This is a genomic window from Dehalococcoidia bacterium (assembly GCA_040902535.1).
In the GTDB taxonomy this organism is placed as follows: domain Bacteria; phylum Chloroflexota; class Dehalococcoidia; order DSTF01; family JACRBR01; genus JBBDXD01.
The window spans coordinates 1-23,880 of sequence record JBBDXD010000025.1; the positions used below are offsets into that span (position 1 = coordinate 1).

The following is a 23,880-nucleotide window of genomic DNA, read 5'->3' on the forward strand; positions in this document are numbered from 1 at the left end:
GAAGGACCCGGTCGGACTCTCACAATGAGTGGACCAAAGATCGGGGGCAGGTCAAAGACAAACGCGTCATTTCCGTCGCTGGTCAGCTTGGCCAGGCCATACCGCACAAGGTCGAGGGCAAGCTCGCACGAGCCGATGCGCCCACAGTGTTGAATCAACGAATCGGCCCATGCGTGAGGGTCGGTGGTCGATGCCGCCAATGGAACACCGACACCGCGCGCACCCTCATCCGCGAACAATGAGAGGGCCTTATTCCATCCGTTCTTTGTCAGTTCGTAGCGATCGCTTTGTAGCTCGCGCTTGCTTGCCTGAGGATCAAGACACAGCAGGTAGAAGAAATATGCATCCATGCTGCGCACGAGTTCGAATAGGGCCATGCGGCGGTCGCCGTCGCCAACGCTTCGCTTGACGCGCGACTCTTCCGCCGTCAGCAGCGTCCGCAGTTCCGACACGGGATCTGTCTCTTGCATGCCGCTCGATCTCAGGTTGCCAGGTGCATGTTGGTGGAGTCGCCACGGCTGAGCTCCTGATGGATTCTATGAGATGGCTCGGTTAGTCCGTTCGCTCCGCGGCTTCGCCATACCGCATGACACCGGCGGCGTCGAGCGTGTAGGTCAGACTCGCGCCGAATATCGTCCCATGCTGCTCCCATTCGAACTCTTCAGCTACGCCGAATTCGCATCGAATTATCGCGCTCAACACCCTTTTGCATCTCGACGCAGCTGTTTCATCGACCGCCGCCAGGTCGCCGTGAACCGCAGAGTTCCTTAGTTGCGTCGTCACTCTGAAATCATCAACGAAGGCCGTATCAAGCTTGTGGCTCTCGGCATAGAACTGGACACGCTCCGTTAGCGTCGAGTCGATCAGCCGTTGCCGGACAGCCTGCTTGACCTCATCACCCAGCGTTGCCGCAAGCTCCATCGCAGCTTCAAAGCGCGCGAGCCGCTCCTGCACCACAGGAATCGGCGAGTTGGTCGAGGCCCAGTAGTTCACGATCGCTTCGACGCCGATGAAGAAGGAAAATAGCTTGTCTGTTGGTGTCGCCGACCGAATGCCCTTCTCGTACCACCTCAGCGAGAGTGCTCTTGCCCTCGACGCTCGACTACTTTCCAGGATGAAAGGAAGCAGAGCGTCGATTGTGTCTATCTCATCGTGGCCAGCAGCCCGCGGGACTAAGGTCTTCACGGGCACGTAGACCTTTCCTTGCTGCTGCTCTCGCGAGGCCTGATAGTCCTCGGCGAAGACGACTTCCCCGGCGGCATGATCGCCCATCGCGAGTGCAATGAGCCCGAGCACCGATTGCACCAGTAGTTGTGCTTCTCGTTCGGTCTCGCCTCGCGCAACTACTTCGATGAAGCGACCCTCGGCGGACGCAGCCTCCATACCTCCGCCCTCGATCACCCACTTTGCTCCTTCCGCGGAAACCTGGTCGAATGGCGTCACTTGCTCCCCTCGCATCTCGCCAGTGACGAAGCGCACGAGGGTGCCGTCTAAGCGTATGACCGTATCCTCTGACCAATCGAGGTATGGGACGGCGATTACGCGGCGGTGAAAGACCCCGAGATCGGGAACGAAGACGAGCTTTGTGGGCGGTGCCGCGAGCCCCTCCGTCCACACCTGAGTGACGTTCTCTCTTTCCCAGCGAATGTTCTCGATGCGATCGACAGCCGTAGGATCGGCGAGCTGCAAAGCGAGCTTCGTGTATTGATGCGGTGGCGACAACACCTTGGAGCCCTGGGCGTCATTGAGCGGACCCGCTAGCGGAGCTTCCTGATCACCAGGCGAGTCTGACGTGCCGGTGAAGAACGAAACACCTTCAATGGGTGGATCCCAGTAGAGCACTCCCCGTTGGTGTTCTTCGCGGCTCAGTTTCAAGGATCCTCCCCGAGTTGCGGGCCAGGTGCGGCGCCACTTGACCTCGCACCATGGCAGGAATAGAAGAACTGTCGGCCCAGGGATGGTTGCGGTCAAGCACCCTCATCCTCACCGATTGGTATAAGTCAGACTTCACGCACGCTTCCATTCCAAGAAGGTTCGAACGGCCAGTTCGAGTGATCGCTGTTTCGCGGGGCTCAGCGCTTGGACGGGCGAGAACAAGCGGCACTGTGCTGAAAGCTCTTCCAGCCAAGCGGCGAGGCGCGGATGCTCTCCCGGTCGGAGCTTCAGGAGTTCGGCCTCCTCCTCCAGCATCTGGAGGTTGTTGGCCGCCCAAGTTGCACACCCATCGGGCGTTGCCTTATCAGGTGACGTACCAAGGAGCCATGACTTTTCACGGCATATTTCCCTGCTGTTCGCTCGACGATGCCATAACGACGACCGAAGTCAGCGTTGGCAAGGATCTCCAAGTTCGCCGAAGCGGTAGCGATTCGCTCACGCTTGTGCTCGAACATGTCGCGATTCAAGTTTCTCTTAGGCATCCTCAGCCTCCGTCTCGCTCCACTCCAACTCGACCTGATACCGCAGCCCCTCCAGCCGGAACCGGCAGCCGCTCAAGTGTCAGCCGTGAGACGACTGAATCATCGCGGAAGGCGATGGCGCGGTCAGGCTTCGCCGCGTCGGGCAGCTCGGCCCACAGGGACGGGTCCACCGGCATGCGCGGATGCACCGCCATGAGCGCGTCGCATGCCGGTCGCGAAGTTGTCCAGGTCGCCGGCGCCGGCCGGCGCGTACACGCGGACCGTTAACGACACCGGGCCGTCGCCAAGCACACGGCCGTCGAGCGCGGCGCACGCGGCAATGCGGAGCGCCTTGATGCGTGGGACCTCGGCCGGCTTGCGCCACATTGAGTTGGCGCCGTCCTTCTTCGGCGGCACGCCCCTGCACTGCGAATGCGATCTTCATGGCGCATGGTACGGCGTGGAAAGCGTGGGCGAGGCCGGCCACGTCTGGAGCGGGACATGGGACTCGACCCCACGAACCCTCTGCTCGGCAAGCAAGAGGGCACTGCGTCGTGGATCCCTGCCTGGGAGGCAAGAGGTCATGGATCGTTCCTTGAGGCATGTGCGCCGGCCCGGCGGCGGGTGCACTCTTCAACCTACACGCGACGAAGGCCGCTGTCGGTATCGGTCCCGCGCGCCGACCGGCGCCCGCGCACGACCGATGCGGCGGTCGTCGTGCGTGGTTCTCTTGGAGCGGGAGATGGGACTCGAACCCACGACCCTCTGCTTGGGAACAAGTTAGGGCTTGTGCAAGCTGCTCCAGATTCGAATTAGGCCCCGAAATCGATGCAAGCTGCACCTAATTAGGCGCACATCTCGCAGCACGTTGCCGCGTCGATCCTACCATAGATAAGAACGCTCGACAGATCGAGTAGTTTCCGCTTTCTGGAAGACTAACGGTGCACTCGCAACGCGTCCAGTGAGGCTTATTCATGCATATCGCCCAACATCGGCCGAACGATCAATTCCTCGACCACGGCTTGCTCGCTAAGGGTCAATATCGCCGCGACTAGCTTGGCGATGTCCTCCGGCTGGAGGAGACGATTCTCCGGGAGGGTCTCGCCCTCCCATAGATCCGTGAGCGTTCCTCCAGGCGAGAGGAATGTCACCCCCACACCGTCGTTCATCAGCTCCCGTCTAAGGTTGATTGCATACCCTCGGAGAGCCCACTTTGCGACTCCGTAGAGTGGCCCAATCGGATAGGGCTCATATGCCGCCGTCGAGCCCATCAAGATGATCTTTGATCCATGCTGAGTCTTTAGGTCATCGATGAACATCGTTACCGTCCGATGGATCGAGAAGAAGTTGACATCCAATGTCTCCCTTAACTCATCGATGGCGCCTCCTGAAAGCGAACCCTCTATGAAGATCCCCGCGTTCAGCACTAGAATTTCGGGCACAAACCCGGAAGTAGTGCAGAACTTGCGCAAAGCGTCCTGGTCCTCGGCCTTTGCCACGTCACACACGAAGTGCGCAATTTTCCCTCGGCAGGCGGTTCGCAATTCACCGGCGGTGCGCTCGAGCGTCTCACGGTTCCGGGCTACAAGGAGAAGTTCGTGACCCGCTCGACCCAGCTCAAACGCGATCGCCTTTCCGATCCCTCGACTGCCACCGGTTATCAGTGCTCTCATTTCGCGTTCCCTTCTCGGTCGCGCCGCATACGTTCTAGCCGTCGCTGGACGAACGGAGCCAGGTGCGCTTCGTACGTCTCATACACCTGCGGTAGACTCCAGTCCCTTCCGGTTATCTGTCCCCGACATGAGGCGGCGCCGCAATTGCAAGACGTCTTCATCACGTAGGTCTGATCCAGAAGCTCAATCGCATAGTCGATGGTTAGCTCCTCGCCGGCGTCAATGTCGCGGCGGGCGACCAGCGTGATCTCATCGTTCAGCCAGAGGTTCGGATCGCAGCTATGGTTCATGCAATCGTCCAAGCCCAAGCCATCCTCAGGCGGTGACGCCAGATAAACATCCTCAGCGAGACCCACGTTCGAGTGAGCCAGGCCCTTGCCGGCCTTGAAATCAGCCATTGTGACGACGACGCCGCCCCAGATGATTACCGTTGCGTTACGCTTGATCGGGCGCGCCGTGAACAAGCCTTCCCCCTCGACTTTGGATGGCCCGACCCACAATCCGTCGATCATCCAAGACTTACGAGGGATCCATGAGAAGTCATACGACACGGACACAGCCCCCGGCTTGCGTCACGTCAACGCACAGGAATCCGGCAAGTCTGCCTCGTAAAGGTTCAGTAGTGAGTTGAGGTAACTCTGGTACGCAAAGTCTTTCGCTGCATCGTGACGGAAAATCGGCCGATAGATTTCGAGGTACACAAAGCGAAGTATCTCCATGATTGCCGCACGACTGAGGTTGCCTTGCGCGATCGGCGTGGCATTCAAAGGTGCGTACATCAGCGCCATGCTCTCTTCGGAGTACTTGCCATTCGCCGCTACGACCATCTGAGGTTGTAAGTAGTCGACATCGACTTTGAAGATGTTGATTCCCAATCGACGCGCCGTCTCGCGGAAGAGCCGAATCCGTGCCTTGCGCTCCGCGTTCTGCTTCTCGCTCAACCGCTGGTCGGGTGCTTGAACTTCAAAGACGATCGCTCGGCACCCGCGAAGCTCCTTGGTCACAAGTCGTCCGAGGGCCTTCAACATATCGGGCGCACACCGACGCCGCGCAAGATTCTCCGTCGTATCAATTCCGTAGTACGCGATGAACAGGAACTTCCACTCCGTGCTGTATATCGCCTTCAACATACAGACGACTTTGTCATTGACCTTACCGACGAAGAAAAAGTGCAGACACGTATGAGTCTTCGTTTTGCGCAGCGCCCTGTCCTCGTCGAGCCACGACACAACCTCAGCCGAGTCGACGCGACACTCCTCGGCAAAGAGCCTCTCATACAACTCAACCATGGCTTCAACGTCACGATCCGAGGACTTCTTCATCCGGCGAACCCGGACAGATTTCCTCGCTCGAATGCGGTCGTAGGCAAGCATCGCCAGCAGCGTCCCGAGCAGCCCGGCGAGCACCAATAGTCCCCATGCTGTGAACGGCGATGTTAACCAATCGGGCCCCGCCGCCCCTATATTCGAACCCTGATCGAATATGTCGAGATTCACCCTCAGCACCTGGTCGCCTTGGAATATTTCTGAAATGTTACAGCGCGCGGCCCAAGAATGCGAACGCTAGTGCTTCGCTAATCCGGGGCGATTCAGACTGAGGTGACGTTCGAGCTACGGCCGACAACGCGTACGTGGACCTAGGGATCCCAAACCTTGCGATCCGCGGCAGTAAAGTCCCGCAAAGAGTTGAAGACGACGACACGTGTTTGCGGCCCGATTCCCCGCTGCAGCACATCACGTGTTCTCCGTCGTGCTTCTGGATCGGGGTTCACGATAGTGAGGGCTCGAAGATTCCCGCCTTTGGTGTTCGTACGGAAGAGTGCCGTCGAGTGCAGATCCGTAGCTGGGAAAGAATAGCCGATCACGACGATGCTCCGAGATGAATAGAGTTCTCGACCAGCGAGCTTCCAAAGACGTGCGAATACGCCTTCGTCGAACCGCTTTTGTGATTCGGGAGGGATTATCGTAAACCGAAGATTTCCCCGCTGGCGGGTATAGGGACGTTCCTTCAAACGCACATTGGCGGGCGTCGCCTCATCATCGACGATGAAGTGCAGTGACCCGTGCAATTTCAGCAGGGTGACTGTGTCCACTCGCGTCGCGATCCGATCTGGCGACCAATGGTGATCTCCTCGAAGGTTTCCACCTCCACCCGGCGAGAGTTCAAACCCATAGCCGTAGTGGGCATTCCACTTTCCGTCGCCGTGCCGCTTGAGGGCGTCGTCAATCAGGCAGTCATAGTTGAAGGACACTACGGAGTCGCCGACGCGGAGCTTCGCCACGAGCGCGTCATGATAGTCACAAGCGAGAGGCTTCTGATTCCCGCGACATATTGACTCCTCGAAAACCGAAGCTATCGCTTGCTGTAACCGCACCCGCTTTTCCTTGAAGTCCGCGGTCTTGAAGTCCCGCTTCTCGCCGGTCGTCTTGAGCATCCGCTCGGAGTGTTCAAGAGTGGTGAACATCGTCTCCATTGTGGTGCGAAAGTTCGTGCCAAACAGCTCGACCGTGTCCTTGATCACGCCATCAATAATCCTCTTGTGTTTCGGATCGTGGATGCGCTGAAGCTGCGTGTGGAAGTCAGCGTCTAGGGGCGGCAGGCACGGATTCACAGTCGGATCGACGAAGCTCGCACCCCGCGTTGCCCCCGCGCCCAACACAATGACAGCCATCTAGTTTCGGCCCTCTCGTTCAACCCAATCCAGTTCGACCTCGTAACGCACAACATCAGTTACGGGCAGCCTCTCGATGACGATCCGCGAGACTACGCAGTCGTCGCGGAAGGCAATCGCGCGATCAGGCCGCGCCTGCTCTGGCACCTCCGCCCACAGCGAAGGGTCCACGGGAGCTCGCGGATGTACTGCCATCAGCCCGTCGCAGATGCCCGTCGCAAAGTTGTCCAGGTCGCCTGCGCTGACAGGCGCAAAAACGCGGACGGTCAACGCCACCAGACCGTCTTCTGGTTCTCGGCCATCGAGCGCCGCGCATGCGGCGATACGGAACGTCTTGAGGCGCTGCACTTCCGCCTGCTTGCGCCACATCGAGTTGGCGCCGTCCTTCTTCGGCGGCACGCCGTCAACGGTGAATGTGACCTTCATCATGGCAGAGTGTAACCGGCGCTCGCTTGTTGGCGATGCACGCCCGAACCCATGTAAGATCCACGCATGAACCCGGCTCTGGAATTCGGCGAGCTCAAGCCAGGCGATCGCATCGAGACAGTCGATGGCTCCATCGCGGAGGTGATCGCTTCCACGGAGGACGGCACGTGGATCCGGGTAAGGTACCTTGAGTCACCGGGCAATCCGTCCCTGGTCGGAACTGAGGATCTATGCTCGGAGGACGATCTCCGGATCGCGAAGGCTTAAAGGAGACAAACCGTAGCGGCCCACGCGCGATCGCTGCGTGGCGGTCAATTCATCGGCGTGAGAGCACGGAAATGGAAAGGGCCGGCGCGAAGCCGGCCCAATCATCAGGCACCTTGTTCCTTGTCGTAATCGAATGGCAGGCCATGCCAGCGCGTTAGCGCCATCCTCGTCGCCCATACTTTTGAGCCGTCCTTGTAGTTGCTCGCCGTCTTCTGCCCGCCCTTGCGCCCGTTTCGCTTCGCGGCGTCGGGGTGTCGTGCGTGCATCGTGAGTGCCGCCAGGCGCGCTCGCATGCTCGGACTGAGCTGCGAGCGCCGGCCGTCGTTGTTCGCGGCGCGGGCCACTTAGGCTCCGACCGGGCTTTCCGCGACGCCGTTCGCCGCATGCCGGAACGGAGCGAGGCGGACCAGCCGATTGCGTCGGTCATCGGGATCGGCCTTCCGCTCGATCTTGCCGCCGTCCTCTAGCTGTCGCAGCGCGGCGTCCAACGACGCGTTGTCGATGTCGTCATCGGCCAGCTTCTCGCGCAAGGTGCCCTTCGGCATCCAGTCGGTAACGAAGCCGAGGACATCCAGGACGAGGCCTTTCGCCAGATCGACCTTGCGACCGGAGCGTCCGGCTGGCTCTTGATCGAGCGCCGACGGCGCCACCAGGAGGAGCTGGGCGGTGCCTCGCTCCTCGCTGATGATTCGTCGGACCCCGAACGGCTGCACCTTCGCCGAACATCGGGCTTTCGCGTGCTCAACGGTGGACGTGTCCTCGCCGCCAATGCTGACCGCGAGCATCGTGTCGAGCGTCGCCTCGATATGGCTGGACCCGCGGAAGGTGCCACCATCCTTGCGATTGTGGTGCAGCACGACGAACGCCGGATCGCACGACCGTCCGGCTGCACGGAGCCGGTTGAAGATCTTCGCCACCTCATCGGCCGAGTTCTCGCTCTCGCGATGCACCTCGGCGAACGCGTCGATGACCACGAGCGCTGGCCTGATCCGCGCGATGACCTCCTTGAGGTCGTCGACGCAGCGGCCATTCGAAAGGTTGAGGCCCTCCTTCGACGCGACTTCGATGGGAAGCGCCGCGCCTTCTAGCCCTGCGCCTCGAATGAGCAATTCCAGTCGCGCCTTGAGGATCGCTGCTGGCGACTCCTCGTCGATCAGAAGCACGGGGCCGGCGATGACCTGGTACTTTCGGAGCCATGGCCGTCCGGAGGCGATCGCTATCGCGAGGTCGAGCGCCAACCAGGTTTTGCCCGACGCCGGCTTACCCACCAGGGCAACCATCCCTCCGCGCGGGATCAACGGCTCAACGAGCCAATCGATCCTGTCCGGGGCTTCGGCGAGGAAGGCTTGAAGCGGGACTGCGGCGAACCCACGATCCCCATCGATCGGTTCGATTCCCGGGTCGGGGTACCGCCGGTAGATGCCGGAGACGACGCTTTTCAGTTCCGCCTTGTCGAACGCGGGATCGCATCGGTCCGCCCATTCGTCGAGGATCGCCTGGGTGACATCCTCAGGGTGGGCACGGCTCTTGAGGTATCCCGCCAGTCTGGCGGCAGCGTCGTTTCGCCCGCCTGCATGGACGCCGGCCAGCAGCTCTACCACCCAGTTCTCGGTCAGCGGAACACTGGTCGGGCGCTCGACTTGCACCTGCGAGGCGATCGCCCGCAACGGCCCGGCCTCGGACGGCTGGCAGAGGGTCAGAAACCGCGTCAGCGGCATCGGCTGCATTGAGCCGCTCGTGAGGACCATGCGCGGGCCGTCGGTCTCGCCAAAGTAGGGGAGGTTGATGTAGTTCCCGAATTCCACGGTGCCGGCATCGTCCTGCTTCGGGAAGATCTCCGTCGTCTCAGGGAGCCCGGCCGCCAGGACCGCGTGACGTAGGATCCGTCGCATCTCGCGTGCGGTGATCGCCTCGTCGGCGAAGAGCCACACGTGGTAGCCCTTCCCTCGGGACTGTTCCATGTAGACGCCAGACGGCAGTTTCAGTGCCGCTAGGGCGTCGTACACGGCCTTTGCGAGCGTCGGATCCTTCCGGTCGATGTCCACCGCGCCGAACCTGCAAGTGCTGTCCGGCATTAGCGGATAGACGCCAAGGCTCTCCTCGCCTTGGAGGTGGCGCCGGTAGTGGTCGAGCGTCACCTCCCCTCGCGCACATCCTCCCTGCGCGAGTCCACGCGCATCCTTGCGCCCCTCGAAGATCGAAGCGAATCGCCTCACCTTCTCCTCGTCCAACCGCGTAGTCGTGTCCATTTCGGACCTTTCTACTACGCTCGTCTAGAGCAACCCTTTGTGGGCAGTCGTCCCGAGCGTGTTCGGGTCGTGAGAAGTCGCCATGTTGGGGGTGAACCGGAATCGAGAACCGGTTGGCTTTACTCACGCTCAGGACGATGGGGTTGGGAGTACGAACCGCAATGCAGATCACGATCAACGAAGGCCTACGCGTGATCTTGATCGAGATCAGCTGCTCGCGGGCACGATGATGCATCCCTGCATCGAAGTGCCAACGAGGGTTCCATAGCGTCGGTGGGTGGGACATGTACACCTCCTGGGACGCGGAGGGCCCCGATCCAAGCGGATCGGTTGCAGCCGAACTCGTGCGCCCAGCAGGGTCGTGCGGGGCGTATCTGCCCCTACCTATAGGGTGGAGTGGACAAGGCGACTTGTGACATTAGGCGGCCAGAAAATCTCGGAGGAGGGGTTTGAGTCGCTGCTTCGTCTTGCGTGCCGTGCTCGGCGGCAACCCTGCTTGCTGGAAAAGCTGCTCTTCGGGGACTCCCAGTTCCTGGGCTCGAATGCAGAGCCGAGCGATTTTGGCCTGGGCGGGCGTCATCGAGGCAAGGATGCGATCGACAATCAGGCTCGATTCGACGAGCCCGTACTCCGGATCGATCTGGCAAGGTTCGTGGCCAAGGTCCGCGAACTGAAACGAGCGCCTAGCGCCACTGCGCGTGTTGGATCCCTCTTCCTTCGGCTTGTAGTCACGATCAAGGCTGAGTTCTCGGCGTAGCTCGCGATTGGAGAGGTCCTTGAGGCGATTTCGCACAGTTCGCGGGTGGCCGTCCCACCCTTGCCAATGCGTGCAGGGAACGCCATCCGCGAGTACCAACTCAAGAGGAAGTTCCGATGACGATTTGACCTCGTAGGCTCGCTCCAACATCAGAACCGCCAAGATGCTCGTGAGCATGTCATCAGCGTCGAAGCCTGGTCGTCTCGGTGTTCCCTTCGGGCGCCGGTCGTCCCTTCGCGCTTGCGCGGGTACCGGCGGCTGATATTCAGGACAGAGTCTCCGGACGGAGTTTGATAGCGAATGCCCTTGAGGGAACTGCGTCGCTGCGCGATCACGCGCGAACGCCGCTTCAATCCGCGCGATGCGCTTGAGTGGCGTACGCTCTTGGAGTGCTGAGCTGATATCGGCGAAGAGTTCACGGACTTCATCCCTCGCGCGTTCCCTGGACTCCGCTCGTCGTTTGGCGATCGAGTCGAGCAATTTCTTGTCGGCCGCCAACTCGGGAACGACTCCGCCGCACATCAGTCTGTCCACCCGCGCACGCCAACCAGGAGGATGCTTCGGTCGAAGCAGCTGGCGACACCTCGCGCCGGTGACGTTTCCCTCGACGCCCATGGCGTCTACGAGCACGAGGCGAACGTCATATGCCAACACGCGTCCATTATCGATGCATGTGAAATGGCCGAGCGCGCCTATGTGATCGAGCGTGCGTCTCCATCCGGTGTGGCAAGTCGCTTGCGGTTGTTCGTGAGGTCCAACCGGGACTGAACTGAACGATGGCCTGACAATATCGTCCTCGAGACGCATCTTCGCAAGCTGACCCGGAAAGATGAGAAGCTGCCAAGTACGAGCTTCAAGGCCCTTGTTGTCGAGTTGCGCAAACACTGATCGACGCAACTTGTCCACGGCGCACGCAACCTGGTCTCTCTCCACTCGTCCGCTAACGTGAGGCACTCCGTTCTGAAGGAACAAGTGCAACACAACGGACAGATCGATCATGTTCATGCATAAGAATCGGCAGCCGCGCTGGCGCAATCAGGATCTGTGTCGGTTTGAAACAAGCTCGTATGTGTTGCGTTCTATCGTCGATGGAATCGACGAAAGGAACGCGTATGGAAATTCGAACAAGACTCACCCGGCTGCGACTGCCTGGACTTGGTAGCGGGTCGGCACTAGACCGTCTCATCGACAAGCTCGACTGGTCCGCGGGGACCCGGCATCGCTTGCTGACCGGCGAGCTGCTGCCGGAGGCGAGACCGTTCTGCACTAGCGGCTACAACCCGCTCGGTGAAGCGCGCGAGCGATATCTCGCCGGCGACCGCGATGAAGCGATCTGGTTGCATTTCGTGGCAACGCTCATCGGATGGGAGCGCCCGGACTCGGTCGATCGCTTTCTCCGCGTCCTCGGCGGCGGACAACGAGCGACGTGGTGCGTCATCACAGCGCACCCTCTCGACGCTATCGCGAGAATTGAAGACCACGCCGCGGTACTGATACGAGAGGCACCGTTCGGGAATCACCGGAAGTATGAGACTCACCGCGGTGATGGGGGCAGTGCTCGTGTCGTGAAGAGCTTCATCGATTGGGCTGAGGCCAACCCGTCCGCGCGCATCGACGCCATCGCCACAACGGCGACTAATCCAGAGCATGCCTTCGATCGCCTTTTCAACTCCCTGAAGGTGTACCGCTTCGGTCGAACTGCCCGCTACGATTTCGCTCGGCTGCTGGCAAACCTCGACGCGAGGTTGAAGCCCGGCTGCTGTTACTTGCAAGGCGCGTCCGGCCCGAGACGTGGCGCCGCGCTGCTGTTCCTTGGTCGGCCGTGGGCGCGGGACGGCGAACTTTCATTCCTTGAAGATCGCTGCCGCGAACTCGCACAAGTCTGCGGTCTGGATCTCCAGGTGATAGAAGACGCCGTTTGTCAGTGGCAGAAAACGACTCCGTCAGCCCGTGTGGAACAAGCACCACGCAACCTTGCGAGGGCGTCATGACCACCACGTGGAACAGTCGCCTCAGCGCCGATGCCAGATCGGCGCGCCGAAACTGCACCTTGCCCGAGCGCGTGCAAGCCGAATACGGATGTCGGTTTGTCGGCGCGCTGAGACGACGCAGAGCCGTCGTGAACGCGCAACGCGTCGTAACGTACGCCTCATTCGCTCAGCGCGTCTCTCGCGCACCTTAGCGCACATGAGAGCGCTTGAGGAACTGTTATCGCGAACGAACGACAGGGCGGCCATGGGGCCGCTCTTCGGTTAGAAGGAGAAACTCATGACCACGGAGAAGACGCAGCGTCTGTTGGCCTCGCTCGAGCAGGCTGTGCTTGGTGTGCAGGATAGCGACGGCTTCAAGGCCTATCTTCGGATGACCGCGAAGTTCCACTCCTACAGCTTTGGCAATGTCCTGCTTATCGCTTCCCAACAACCAGGCGCAACGCGCGTCGCCGGCTATCGCACCTGGCACGCTTTTGGTCGCTACGTGCGAAGGGGAGAGAAGGGCATCGCGATCGTCGTGCCCTACCGAACCATGCGGAACAACGACGCCGGCGAGACCGAGGAGCGCGTGCGGTTCGGCACCGGCTACGTGTTTGATATCTCGCAGACCGAAGGCCAGGATCTCCCGAACGTCCGCTGCCCGCTGCTGAGCGGCGACAGCGCGCGGGATCTCTATGAAGCGCTGGCCTGTCTTGCGGCATCTAAGGGCTTCGTTCTCGATCGCGCACCCCGGCCCGACGAACCGGCCGCCGGCTTCTGGCAGCCAGCAACGCGGACCATCTGGATATCACCAGAACTCTCGACGGATCAGGCCGCGAAGACGCTCGCGCATGAACTGGCACACGCGTTCGATCCGGAGATCGGAGACTATGGTGCCTGTCGTGACGAGCGCGAGGCGGTTGCCGAAGCCGCGGCGTTCGTCGTGTGCGAGCGCTTCGGGCTCGACACCAGCGAGCGGAGCGTGCCGTACATCGCGGGATGGTCGAAGGACATCGAAACGCTCAAGCGCGCGCTCGCGAAGGTCCAGACGATCGCGCACCAGATCTTGGAGACATTGGACGCCACCCAGGCGCAAGCCGCGGCATAGTCGTCGATCACGATCAGACGTACGCACTCCCTGATCTTGATCGACGTTAGCGGGATGGGAGTCAGCGACGCGAAATGCCTGAGAGAGGTTAGTGGTGTCGCGTCACCCTAATATACTATTCGCGGACGTAGCGTAAGTCGGCCACGTTTCTCTCGAGTTTACGGACTTCGGCGCATCGCGATGGATGGAGCGTGGATGCCAGCAAAGACCTCGAATAGAGAGAAACAGCCTGTCGAAGCGCGGCCCCGCGCGAGTCGCTACGTTACCTCCTCGAAGGGAAAGTGCCCAGAGACAATGCGCTCGCTCACGAAGCGCCCCGCGGATGGAGCCTTGATTAGCTGGTCATACACATCGCGCGGCACCAGATAGTAGCGATACGTGCCTCGCTCGCGGAACTCGACCTCAAGCGTCGAATTCTGTGGGTCGTACCCCACTGAGCGGATGCTGTCCGATTGAACCAATACTCGCTGCACAAGCGAACCCTCGGTCATACGCGAGTGTATCACTGTGGAGGTTCACTCTGTGTTCCAGTGCCCGCGCGAAAGCAGGTCGGAGTTGTCCCCCATGCCCCGATCGATGGTGCGGCGCCACTCCGCGCCGCAATCGTCGCAGATGTAGTTTATGTAAGTCTCGGTCACTCGGTCACCAGTATATTTCTTGCGGTAGACCTCGTGCAGACCATGGTATCTACCCGGTCCGCTCGGCTTCCGCGCCGTGCACGCTTGGCAGAGCCGCGGTCCAAGATCTGTCGATACGGGTCTCTCGTCCATGAAGGAATGATCGGCAGCACCCGCCTTGACTGTCTGCTTTACAATGTCCTGACCGCTTGATTCTGAGTACCATTCTGCTAGTCCTAAAGACTCGATCGCACAAGCGGATTACCAGTTCCGCCATCCATGAGATAAGATAGGCCGTTCCTGGAAAGACCTCCTTCGAGGACAAGGCATATGACGCGCGGTCGCTCTACCGTAGTAGACATCTTCGCCTGCTGCGGCGGCATTACCTGCGGGTTCCAATGGGCGGGCTTTCGTCCGCTCGGCGGCGCCGACATTCAGGAGTTGTACCTCCGCACCTACGCCCGCAACTTTCCCGACGCGAAACCAATACACGCGGACCTCGCCGAGCTGCCGCCAGCGCAATTCCGCGAAATGCTCGGCCTAGAGCGCGGCGAACTTGACTGCCTCGTCGGTGGTCCACCTTGTCAGGGTTTCTCAAAAAACGTGCCGGCCATCAACCGCTTTCTCGATGACCCACGCAACCAGCTGATCGGGCGCTACCTCGACTACGTTGAAGAGCTGCGTCCGAAGATCCTGCTGCTCGAGAACGTCGCCGAGATCGTCCGTGCCTACGACGGCGCGGTTACGCGCGAGATCATTACCGCGCTCAATTCTTGGGGCTACGAGGTCGATGTCAAGGTGCTCGTCGCTGCCGACTTCGGGGTGCCGCAAATCCGCCGACGCGCATTCTTTTTCGCAAACCGACTCGGGGCGCCGGTCCTATTTCCAACTCACACACATGCACAGGAAGAGGCCCCATCCGACCTCTTCGGTAACGGCCGCCTCTCGCACGTGACGGTCTGGAACGCTATCGGCGACTTGCCGTCGCTCGAGGCTGGCGAGGGCAAGAGTCCTGTGACGTACACGATGCCGCCGCAGTCCGACTACCAGCGGTTAGTGCGCGAGGGTTCCGACCTACTTCACGACCACGTTTCGCGCCCACTTCGCGATCGGCAGCTCGAGCGCGTTCGTGCGCTTCGTGAAGGTGAGGGAGTACAACAGCTGCCGCCTATGCTTCGTCCCAAGTCTGGCTACAGCGGAGCCTACGCGCGACTGCACTCGCAGGGTGTGGCGCGCACCATCACGCGTTGGGTCTTCCACTCAGGGTCCGGACGTTTCTCGCATCCGTTCGATGATCGGGTTATCACCATCCGAGAGGCAGCACGTTTGCAAGGGTTCCCCGACTGGTTCGTGTTCACTGGCACGTACGTGCAAAAGGCTGCCCAGGTCGGTGAGGGCGTACCGCCGCTGATCGCAAAGGCTTTTGCGGAGATCGCGCAGCAGCTACTTCTTGAACGCGGCCGGGCGCACGACCTTGGCCGGAACTTCGTCCTCGACGGCGCGAGCAACGGGCGCGTCCTTGGGGCTGAGAAGTCCCATGACCGCCTCGACGAACTCGTCCGCGTCGATGCGGGCGGGGCTGATTGACACGCGCGTCGCTTGGTCGGGGATGTGGAAAACCTCGAACAACTGTTTTTGGTTCGGGTACCAGCGAAGCTTGAGCCTACCATCGGAAAACCCCTGCAGGCCCGTAGCCGTCGCGTTCGTCCATTTCCATGCAAATGCCTCTTCATTGAAGGGCGGGTAGCTGCTCTCAACAAGCACGAAATTCTTGCGCGCGTTGTCCTTCAGCAGGATGCCGACGCGCGCGTCAGTGACTCCCTGGTACTTGCCGTCCCCAACGACCTTCTCGTTCCAGTGACGGATTAGCGCACGACCAAGATCTTCCGGTGGTGACGTCGCATCCAGCTTGGCAAACCCTAGGGCGACGGCCTTCTTGAAGATGTCGGCACGCTGGATGACTAGCTCGAACTGCGTGCCAGCCGCGAGGTTGCCCCACTGCACCGCCTTAAGCGACCAACCAATGTGTTTCGCTTGATCTACGGCGTCGAACAGTCGCTTTGTTCGACCCTCAACAAGCGGGTTCGGAACAGGGAGCCCTTTCACGTAGTGGAAGGCCGCCTCCCAGATGAAGTCCTCAAGGTCGTCGATGAACGGCGACGCGAAGCACACGGCGATGGCCGTTGCGAGCCTTCTCTCCTGATGGGCCGAAAGGCCGTAGTAAACTGTCGATGCCACTACTTGGAGCGTATGCGATGCCCCTAAGGCCCGTCAACGAGACAGCGAAGCAACGCTCGAGCATCATGTCTCGCGTTCGAAGTAGCGGCTCGACCCTCGAAGGGCGCGTCGCGGATCTACTTGAAGCGAACGGCTTCGCGTACCGTAAGCACGCCGCCGACTTGCCAGGTAGACCTGACTTCGTGCTCCTTGACGCGAGAGTGGTGGTCTTCGTCGATAGCTGTTTCTGGCATGGCTGTCCGCGACATCTTCGGCGACCTCGCACGAACACGAGTTACTGGACCCCAAAGATCGACGCCAACCGGAGGCGTGACGGACGCCAACGTCGAGCATTGAGGCGTAACGGATGGTCAGTGGTGTCCATATGGGAGCACGATCTTAAGCGAGTCCGCGTTCTTCAGCGGCGCATAGCCCGCCTGCGCTCGTCTAAGCTCGTATCCAGCTGAGCCGAGCATAGGCCGACGCTGGACTCGAACCAATCTCCGCGCCGCCATCATCTTCGAAGTTGACAAGGCCTGCTCCCGCGTATTAACCTGTGCCATGAACCGTTAATCAGGAAGGATAGAAATGGAACCCTACCTGACCCTCTTTGGTCACGTCATCACGTTATCGACCCGGCCAACGCCGAGTTTCCTGGAATATCACATTCGGCCGATGGCCGCTCAAGACACCCCTTCGCCCGGCATGATGCTCGCGGTCGAGCTTGGAGTTGACGGAGACCTTATGGCGTACGCCATGGTTCGGGTGTCGAACGCCTGGGAAGCCAATCCGTATGAGGACGCCCACAGTGCGACGCTCGAGGAGGTCATGCCATTCAATCTGGTCTCGCCTTCTGAGGGTGAGTCGCCTGTGATCTACCGCGTTTGCCATGTCGAGCCCCTCGAAATGGCCCTTGTTCGGCCGGACACGGGCGAACTCGTTGATGTGCGATCGGTGACGCGACTTCCGCGCGCCGGCGCACCCGTCTATCTGCCATGGGGTGATTTAATCGCGCGGACACTCGGGCTCATCGATGACCGAACGCGAGCCCTGGATCTCGGGACCATCCGCGGTTCCGAGGAGGTAGCTGCCTTGATTCGCCGCGACGCAATCCAGCGGCACATGTCGATCCTAGGCGCAATCGGTTCAGGCAAGTCGTATACCCGCGGGGTGATCGCTGAGGAACTGACGAGATTGCGCGTACCGCAGGTGAACATCGACGTCAACGGAGAGATGATCAGCGCCGCCAAGGAGCTCGGGGGGAGGACGGTCGTTCCCGGCAAGGACTTTCATGTGCCCCTGAGCGCTTTCACTGCAGGTGACATCCTCAACGCAGTGCCAAGCCTCGGCGGAAATATGGTGGAGCTTGTCCGACACGCCCACGAGGAACTCCTAGGCGATGCGCGGGCGACCCGAGGAACTTTTGGAGTAGAGGAGCTGATCAATAGGATGAATGAGGAGGCACCTAGGCTCGATATGAAGCCCGTGACACTCAGACCAGCGGTTGCCCGGGTTGGTTCTCTCCGCCGCATGCCCATCCTTGGCGCCCCGTTCGATTGGAAGAGCGAACTGACTCCTGGCGCGTTCATAAACATTGACTGTCGCGGGCGATCGCTCACGGAGCTACGCCTGATCGCGGCGTCTGTGGCCCGTGACATCCAGCGCCTAGGCCAGTCGGGAGCCGTACCCTTCATCGCGTTGTCTGTAGATGAAGCACACTTAGTTGCGCCATCGGACGATGAAACTGTCGCAAAGCAGGTATTTCGAGAACTCGCCCGTATCGGTCGCCATATTCGCGTCGGATTGATCATTACAACACAGGCTCCACGCGACATTGACTCGTCCATCCTCGAACGAACACTCACGCGGTTCATCCACACATTGGAGCCACATCAGCTTCCCGGCATTCGTTCGCTGTTTGCGGATGCATCGGAGGACCTGATCAAGCAAATGCCCAAGATGCCGGTCGGTGTATGTGTTGTAACCGGGGCCATCGAAAATATTCGTCACGCTGCTGTGGTGAAGGTTCGCTCCCGTCGCACAACGCACGGCGGCGAGACGCCGGACATATGGAAGGATCTGGACGAACAGCCATGACTGACGACCGGCAAGCACCTGCAATCTCGACTTCGTCGCAACGGGAACGCGAGATCATGCGCCTTCTCCGCGAGAGGGATGAAAGCATGACGGTTGCGGAGATCTTCGATGAGGTGTCTTCTCGCCTGAGCGACTCACGCACCCTTCAGACGTACTACAAGACCGTTAACAGGCTCGAGGCAGCAGGACGCGTTAGTGCGGCTGACGGCGATGGAGCGCGCGTGTACAGTCTTGTCCCCGGAATCTCGCTCGCACATGCCTTTACCCAGGACGACATCAGCGATGCCGTGCTCTACCGGAGGCCCGCTGCAATCCTTGCGGCGATTGAGCATCACAACGAGTACCTAGAGGCGCATCGAGCAACCACTCTAAGGGTGGCTGGTGAGCGTCTCATGGAAGAAACCGACCCCGCCAGCCTCGTGGCCCTGATGCTCCATGAAGATGTCTCAGTGTTTCGTGCCAAGCTCGACGAGTACCAGGACGCGCGGGACGAAACCTTGCGCGCTAGGCTCGAAGATGATCACCGACACCTTCAGCGTACTTACCTGCGAGAACTCGCTCTAACGCACAAGGCTCTCGTACTACCCATGCTAGAAGCATTGGATATTGGCGGCGTCGTGTATTCCCGAGAAGAAGCTGAGAAACAGATTCGTCGGCGCATCTATGGCGATCGCTGTGTCGGCGCGGCCGGCGCACGTCCCACCACGAGCTTGGACAGCACCGTCGCCGGTAGTGACGCGAGCGTGAGGTTCAGTGAACTACGATTCATCAAAGCGGCATCCTACCGCGAGGACGACGGCGGCCTAGTGTCGATAAATACGAGCGTCGCTGTAGAGAAGCTGGCGCCCGAGGCGGCAAAGTCCCGGGGCAGGGCGATGATGACCCACAGCCTTCCTTTGACGCGCGAAGCGATCGATGATCCCAAGAACCGCGGAATGATCATGCTGCGTGTGGCTTTCCCGGATCTCACGGATTCCGCGTTCGAGCATGCGAAACACGGCGCGACCGATGTGGTCCAGTGGCGCGTTGACGTTGCGGTCTTCTCAGGAACGGCTGCTGATGTGGGAACTGGCGAGATACTCCCGCGCCCAAAGGTCCATCTTCGCGACGGAACCGTGGTGCCCCAGGAACGCGAACACAGGCACTATGTCGATAACGATGCGTATGGGGAGTTCACGCGAGAGGGCGTCCGCCATACCCGGCGGATCCTTCAAGAGTTACGTGACTCTCGCTCCCTCCGTGTATTCGGGGGAACGGTGAAATCCACGCAGTCATACTTCTTCGGATCGTTTCTAAACTGGTTCATCCGATCCGGTTCGCGCCGCGGGAGCGAGCCACCCATAGACCCGAACTGGCAGCTTGCCCGCAGCGCTCAACTGCCCGACCACGTGTACATGACCCACCTGTTCGGAGCGCTGCCCCAACTCGAGTTCAACAACTTCTATAGGACCTTCGTGGTCGTGCGCTCCTTCGCATCGACGACCGAGTACTACATGTCAGGAACTCATGTGGAGGAAGCCGGCGGTTGGCCGCAGTTCATTCGGCGGGTCAGGGAGGGGCGGCGGGAGTTCAAAGCTAAGACGGGTGAACCGCCCGACTGGGACGAGGGTGTCGATCTCGAGGATGACGACTTTGTCTACGTGTGCGAACACGGGGAGTACGCTTCGTTCTACATCGGAACCACCGCTGGTCATCCGGCGCCGCTTGTCCCACGTTATGAGTTCATTCTTCCATCGGTTGACAGCGATACTGAACAGCAGAGACAGGCCTCAGTCCTCGACAGCCAGCAAGCGATCATTCACGCGGTCCAACAGGTCGGCTTCATGACCGACCGCGACCACAACATGCTCACGAACCGAACCTTGGTGCGGATTCTCCCGTCCGTGATTCAGCAGGCACACGATGCCTGCAAATCCTTCGGTGGCCAGCTTGAACGCTCGCTCTACGGTGCCGTTGCTGAGCTTCTCTCAAGAGGAAGGCGGCTGCGTTTAGGGAGTGGCGATATACAACTCCGTCCCGCCGATCCCGAGGCCGTCATCCAATCCCTCTTGGCAGGCGCGACTACTGATCCCGACGACGCCGATTCGCCAGATGTCTGAGCCTGAACTCGCGCGCTCGGGACAACTAGTCACCATGGATCCGGAACCCCTAGAGGTCTGAGCACGCCTAACGTCCCACCAGCCGATCCGCCGGCGACAGCTTCTTGTGCGCTCGCCGAGCGCGGGCGCTGGCCGTGGCCTTCGTGTACCGCTGGACCATCTGGAGCGAGTTCCAGCCGGCGATCTGCTGGAGGTCCTCGGCGTAGCCGCCGGCGTCCAGGAAGGCGATCGCGAACGAGCGCCGGAAGCCGTGGATGCCCTTGAAGGGTACGCCGGCGTCCTGGAACCTCCGCCTGAGGCACATTCGGAGCGCATTGAAGGTCATCGGCTGCCCTCGTGTTGAGATCCAAACGTGGTCTGCCAGCGTCGCCGGGCGCTTCCGTAGGTACTTGTCGAGCATCAGCGCGGCCTTGTTGCCCATCGGGACGACACGTTCCTTCCCGCCCTTCCCTGTGACCTTGATCGCCTGTTCATCCATGTCGAGATCATCCATGCGCATGCCGCACAACTCCGACGCGCGGACGCCCGTGTCGTACAGCACGAGCACCATCGCGCGGTCCCGCAGCGAGGTCCAAGACTTTTCGCCACAGGCCTTCAGCACGCGTTCGAGTCCCTCGGTGCCGTAGTGCTCCTTGATTTGATCCGGCACCTTCGGCGGCTTGATGCGGACCATAGGACTCTCGCGGATCTCGCCCTCTTCGAGCAGCCAGCGGTAGAAGCGCTTGAGCGACCGGTAGCGCTGGTTGACCGTCGAAGGTGCGTTGCGACCTTGCATGTCTCCGAGGAACTCGCGGACGTGCTCCGTGCTCATCGACGGGATCGACGGCATGCCGCGGTCGAGCCGAAAGGCCTCCAGTCGGTGGATCGCGTCGGCGTAGATGTTGAAGGTCTTTTCCGTCAGACCCTCGGCGCGGAGGGTCAGCCGGAAGCTCGACAACAGCGCCTGGATGCTGGGGCCGGCGTCCGCCGGATCCGAATAATTGGGCGCACTGGGATGCAAGCTGCGGGTGGGATTGGTCATGGGGCACACCTCCGAATCTCTTACCTATAGATTCGGCAGCGTGCGCCTAATTATGAACTGGAGCGGGAGATGGGACTCGAACCCACGACCCTCTGCTTGGGAAGCAGATGCTCTACCAACTGAGCTACTCCCGCTCGCGGAGCACGTCTGGAGCATAGCAAACGGCGATCGTACGCATCGATCACATCAGCAGTCGTCACGACGGCGCACGCGTCGCGCCAACGAGCGGCCGCCTTCGATGGCGCGAAACGCCAGCCGCAGGTGCGCCGGCGCCACGAAGAAGCTCACGGCGTCCCCGTCGTGCGGCGCCCATCGCTCCTTGTACGCCCCCGCACCCATATCCACCATGCGATACGAAGACGCAGCGGCCCAGCGGAAGAACAACTCGAACAGCCGCGTGCCGACGCCGAACCGCTCGAACGCGTCGTCGCGATAGCTGTTCATGAAGTAGAGCACGCCGTCATACGGCAGCATCGTGATGCCCGCGACCGCCTGCTCGCGATGCAGCAGGCGGAACGCGTGATAGCCGCCGCGCGCGGAGAGATAGCGGGCCGCTTCGACGATATCGTCCGCGATCTGCGCCTCGCCGAACCGGTCGCCGGCCCAGCGCTCGCTCCAGTTGCGCACCACCCACTCCGCGGCGCCCTCACCGTCCACTTCGAGCGCAAAGCCGCCTTCGCGCTCGCAGCGGTTGCGCGCGCGCGCCACGCTCTCGGCGTTGTGCTGCGCCTTCCACAGCGCATCAAAGTCGACGTTCGTCGCAACGCGATAGCGCGCCTTCGTCTCGGGATCCGATGCCACGTCCGGAGTTGCTCCCAACCACTCGTTGACCTTCACCAGGCGCCCCAGCGCCAGGGCTGCATCCCAGCGCGCCGGGCGCATGACGCCAAACGCGTGCGGCACGATGCCATCGCACACCGACTCGTGCAGCTCGAAGCGCTTCCGCAACGCCAGCACCGCCAGCGGCTCGCCCGCCTCGAGCACCAGCGCGATGCACTTGCGCACCCCCCCGCGCTGCTCCGCGAGCAGGCGAAACAACTCCGGCGGGCAGGCCTCCACGTCCGGCAGCGAAGTCACGGCAGCGTCGAGCGTGCTCGACCAACGCTCGTGCCACTCCACCTTCAACCGCGATGGAAGCGGAAGCGCCGACGTCAGCCGCTCGAGGGGCTCGATCAGATCGATGTCGCCCCTCCCCTACCAGTCAGGCAGATTCTCGTCGAGGCCCGGGGTGTTCGTCAGACGCCGCTGATCCGAACCGTCGAGGTTCATGATGTACAACTCCGGATTGCCATCGCGGTCCGTCACGAATACGACGCGATCGTCGGGGCCCGGCTCGCCGTAGTCGTCCTTCGCCGGATCGTCTGTCAAACGCGTGTCCGACGTTGTTGTCGTGTCAGGATTAGTCATGTCGTGTGCGAAGACATCAAGCTGGTCTTCGCCATCGGGGATGGTCGCGTACAGCAGCGTTGCGCCATCGTCGGTGAAATGCGGGCACACGTCGGCAGTATCCGTCGCGATGAGCGTCGCAACGTCGCCGCCGGCCGGTGATACCGAAATCAGGTCGGAGTCCGTGCCGCCGGGCTCGATCCCGGCGAATGCGATCATCGAACCATCCGGCCGCCACGCCGGAAACTCGATGAACTTCATCGGCTCCGTCAGGTCGCGCCGGTTCGATCCGCCCGCGTCCATCAACGACAGGATCCAATTTGCGCCGTCTTGCCGCACAAACGCCACGGTAGAGCCGTCCGGCGACACGCGCGGCTCGTACTCGGCCTCCGGGGTATCCGTCATGCGCCGGACGTCGCTGCCATCGCGCGCCATGCTGTACAGGTCCGTCTCATCCTGACCATCGCGCGTCGACGAGAACACGATCCGTTGCCGGTCCGGCGACCATGCAGGCCCGGCACTGAACGCCTCCCCGTCCGTGAGTCGCGCCCGATCGCCCGTCGCCGGGTCGATGAGGTAGATGTCCATCACGTCGTCGTCGTCGCCGGAAGCTTCGTACACCACCAGCGGCGCATCGAAGTTGAGGGCGGACGGCGCGACCGTTACATCTTCGGGCTGCTCGCCGGACGAGTCGTCGCCCGCGCAAGCGCCGAACGCGACAGTCGTCGCCACCAAGACTGCGACTGTCGTGGCTTGCGCACGCACTATGTGCCGCCTTGGCGCCGCCCTGACCATCATCGGCGCTTGCCTCGCCTCTTGGCCGCGATTGTACGCAATCGCTTGATCACTGCTTGCCGGTATACGTCAGCCGTCCTTGCACCGTGCTTCTTCATACGCTCCCGCTCTGCCTGCTTGCGAAGCTCGCG

At 61.1% G+C, this 23,880-nt stretch carries 22 protein-coding genes and 1 tRNA gene; 7 read left to right on the plus strand and 16 right to left on the minus strand.

Going from position 1 to position 23,880, the window contains the following annotated elements:
* The 7 genes from WEB52_14035 to WEB52_14065 form a co-directional block, all read right to left on the minus strand.
* On the minus strand, positions 1-470 hold a 470-nt coding region (locus WEB52_14035), incomplete at its 3' end, for a hypothetical protein (protein MEX2227558.1).
* A gap of 82 nt (positions 471-552) precedes the next feature.
* Positions 553-1,875, minus strand: a complete 1,323-nt coding sequence (locus WEB52_14040; protein MEX2227559.1) for a hypothetical protein — start codon at positions 1,873-1,875, stop codon at positions 553-555.
* A 1,489-nt stretch (positions 1,876-3,364) separates the two neighbouring features.
* The gene (locus WEB52_14045) at positions 3,365-4,069 is read right to left on the minus strand and encodes an SDR family oxidoreductase (protein ID MEX2227560.1); all 705 of its coding nucleotides are present in this window, start codon (positions 4,067-4,069) and stop codon (positions 3,365-3,367) included.
* Positions 4,066-4,581 carry an SET domain-containing protein-lysine N-methyltransferase gene (locus WEB52_14050; GenBank protein MEX2227561.1) on the minus strand — a complete coding sequence of 172 codons (516 nt, stop codon included), beginning with the start codon at positions 4,579-4,581 and terminating at the stop codon, positions 4,066-4,068. Before WEB52_14050 ends, WEB52_14045 begins: the two co-directional genes overlap by 4 nt.
* Positions 4,582-4,641: 60 nt before the next feature.
* On the minus strand, positions 4,642-5,565 hold the full coding sequence (locus WEB52_14055; GenBank protein MEX2227562.1) for a hypothetical protein: 924 nt from the start codon (positions 5,563-5,565) through the stop codon (positions 4,642-4,644).
* Between the two features lie 140 nt (positions 5,566-5,705).
* The gene (locus WEB52_14060) at positions 5,706-6,740 is read right to left on the minus strand and encodes an SIR2 family protein (GenBank protein ID MEX2227563.1); all 1,035 of its coding nucleotides are present in this window, start codon (positions 6,738-6,740) and stop codon (positions 5,706-5,708) included.
* Positions 6,741-7,166 carry a hypothetical protein gene (locus tag WEB52_14065; protein ID MEX2227564.1) on the minus strand — a complete coding sequence of 142 codons (426 nt, stop codon included), beginning with the start codon at positions 7,164-7,166 and terminating at the stop codon, positions 6,741-6,743.
* 66 nt (positions 7,167-7,232) lie between these two features.
* Here WEB52_14065 and WEB52_14070 point away from each other — a divergent pair, with 66 nt between their 5' ends.
* Positions 7,233-7,433 (plus strand): hypothetical protein, encoded by a 201-nt coding sequence (locus tag WEB52_14070; GenBank protein MEX2227565.1) that lies wholly within the window; start codon positions 7,233-7,235, stop codon positions 7,431-7,433.
* A 104-nt stretch (positions 7,434-7,537) separates the two neighbouring features.
* On the opposite strand, the gene WEB52_14075 is transcribed toward WEB52_14070, so the two are convergent.
* The 3 genes from WEB52_14075 to WEB52_14085 all read right to left on the minus strand — a co-directional run bounded on the left by WEB52_14075 (position 7,538) and on the right by WEB52_14085 (position 11,345).
* A complete protein-coding gene (locus WEB52_14075) occupies positions 7,538-7,777 on the minus strand; it encodes a hypothetical protein (protein ID MEX2227566.1) in 240 nt (79 codons plus the stop codon).
* Positions 7,778-9,682, minus strand: coding sequence for an AAA family ATPase (locus tag WEB52_14080; protein MEX2227567.1), 1,905 nt, complete (start codon positions 9,680-9,682; stop codon positions 7,778-7,780).
* Between the two features lie 418 nt (positions 9,683-10,100).
* A complete protein-coding gene (locus WEB52_14085) occupies positions 10,101-11,345 on the minus strand; it encodes a hypothetical protein (protein ID MEX2227568.1) in 1,245 nt (414 codons plus the stop codon).
* 206 nt (positions 11,346-11,551) lie between these two features.
* Between WEB52_14085 and WEB52_14090 the strand changes: the two genes are divergently transcribed.
* Positions 11,552-12,430, plus strand: a complete 879-nt coding sequence (locus WEB52_14090; GenBank protein ID MEX2227569.1) for a hypothetical protein — start codon at positions 11,552-11,554, stop codon at positions 12,428-12,430.
* A gap of 277 nt (positions 12,431-12,707) precedes the next feature.
* Positions 12,708-13,517, plus strand: coding sequence for an ArdC-like ssDNA-binding domain-containing protein (locus tag WEB52_14095; protein ID MEX2227570.1), 810 nt, complete (start codon positions 12,708-12,710; stop codon positions 13,515-13,517).
* A 257-nt stretch (positions 13,518-13,774) separates the two neighbouring features.
* On the opposite strand, the gene WEB52_14100 is transcribed toward WEB52_14095, so the two are convergent.
* Together WEB52_14100 and WEB52_14105 are read right to left on the minus strand one after the other, a co-directional pair.
* Complete coding sequence (locus WEB52_14100; GenBank protein ID MEX2227571.1) at positions 13,775-14,008, minus strand: KTSC domain-containing protein; 234 nt, start codon at positions 14,006-14,008, stop codon at positions 13,775-13,777.
* A gap of 24 nt (positions 14,009-14,032) precedes the next feature.
* Positions 14,033-14,155: a hypothetical protein gene (locus tag WEB52_14105; protein MEX2227572.1), complete on the minus strand. Its 123-nt coding sequence runs from the start codon at positions 14,153-14,155 to the stop codon at positions 14,033-14,035.
* Between the two features lie 309 nt (positions 14,156-14,464).
* Between WEB52_14105 and WEB52_14110 the strand changes: the two genes are divergently transcribed.
* From WEB52_14110 to WEB52_14125, 4 genes are all read left to right on the plus strand, one after another.
* Positions 14,465-15,721 carry a DNA cytosine methyltransferase gene (locus tag WEB52_14110; GenBank protein ID MEX2227573.1) on the plus strand — a complete coding sequence of 419 codons (1,257 nt, stop codon included), beginning with the start codon at positions 14,465-14,467 and terminating at the stop codon, positions 15,719-15,721.
* A 668-nt stretch (positions 15,722-16,389) separates the two neighbouring features.
* A complete protein-coding gene (locus WEB52_14115) occupies positions 16,390-16,818 on the plus strand; it encodes a very short patch repair endonuclease (GenBank protein MEX2227574.1) in 429 nt (142 codons plus the stop codon).
* A gap of 121 nt (positions 16,819-16,939) precedes the next feature.
* Positions 16,940-18,448 carry an ATP-binding protein gene (locus tag WEB52_14120; protein MEX2227575.1) on the plus strand — a complete coding sequence of 503 codons (1,509 nt, stop codon included), beginning with the start codon at positions 16,940-16,942 and terminating at the stop codon, positions 18,446-18,448.
* Entirely contained in the window at positions 18,445-20,547 is a 2,103-nt protein-coding gene (locus WEB52_14125; protein MEX2227576.1) for a hypothetical protein, read from the plus strand. Before WEB52_14120 ends, WEB52_14125 begins: the two co-directional genes overlap by 4 nt.
* 67 nt (positions 20,548-20,614) lie before the next feature.
* Here the strand turns inward: WEB52_14125 and WEB52_14130 are convergent, their stop codons facing one another.
* From WEB52_14130 to WEB52_14145, 4 genes are all read right to left on the minus strand, one after another.
* Positions 20,615-21,568 (minus strand): tyrosine-type recombinase/integrase, encoded by a 954-nt coding sequence (locus WEB52_14130; GenBank protein MEX2227577.1) that lies wholly within the window; start codon positions 21,566-21,568, stop codon positions 20,615-20,617.
* A 58-nt stretch (positions 21,569-21,626) separates the two neighbouring features.
* Positions 21,627-21,702 (minus strand) — tRNA-Gly (locus WEB52_14135).
* A gap of 52 nt (positions 21,703-21,754) precedes the next feature.
* Positions 21,755-22,687, minus strand: coding sequence for a GNAT family N-acetyltransferase (locus WEB52_14140; protein MEX2227578.1), 933 nt, complete (start codon positions 22,685-22,687; stop codon positions 21,755-21,757).
* Between the two features lie 75 nt (positions 22,688-22,762).
* On the minus strand, positions 22,763-23,686 hold the full coding sequence (locus WEB52_14145) for a hypothetical protein (protein MEX2227579.1): 924 nt from the start codon (positions 23,684-23,686) through the stop codon (positions 22,763-22,765).
* Positions 23,687-23,880 lie beyond the last annotated feature (194 nt).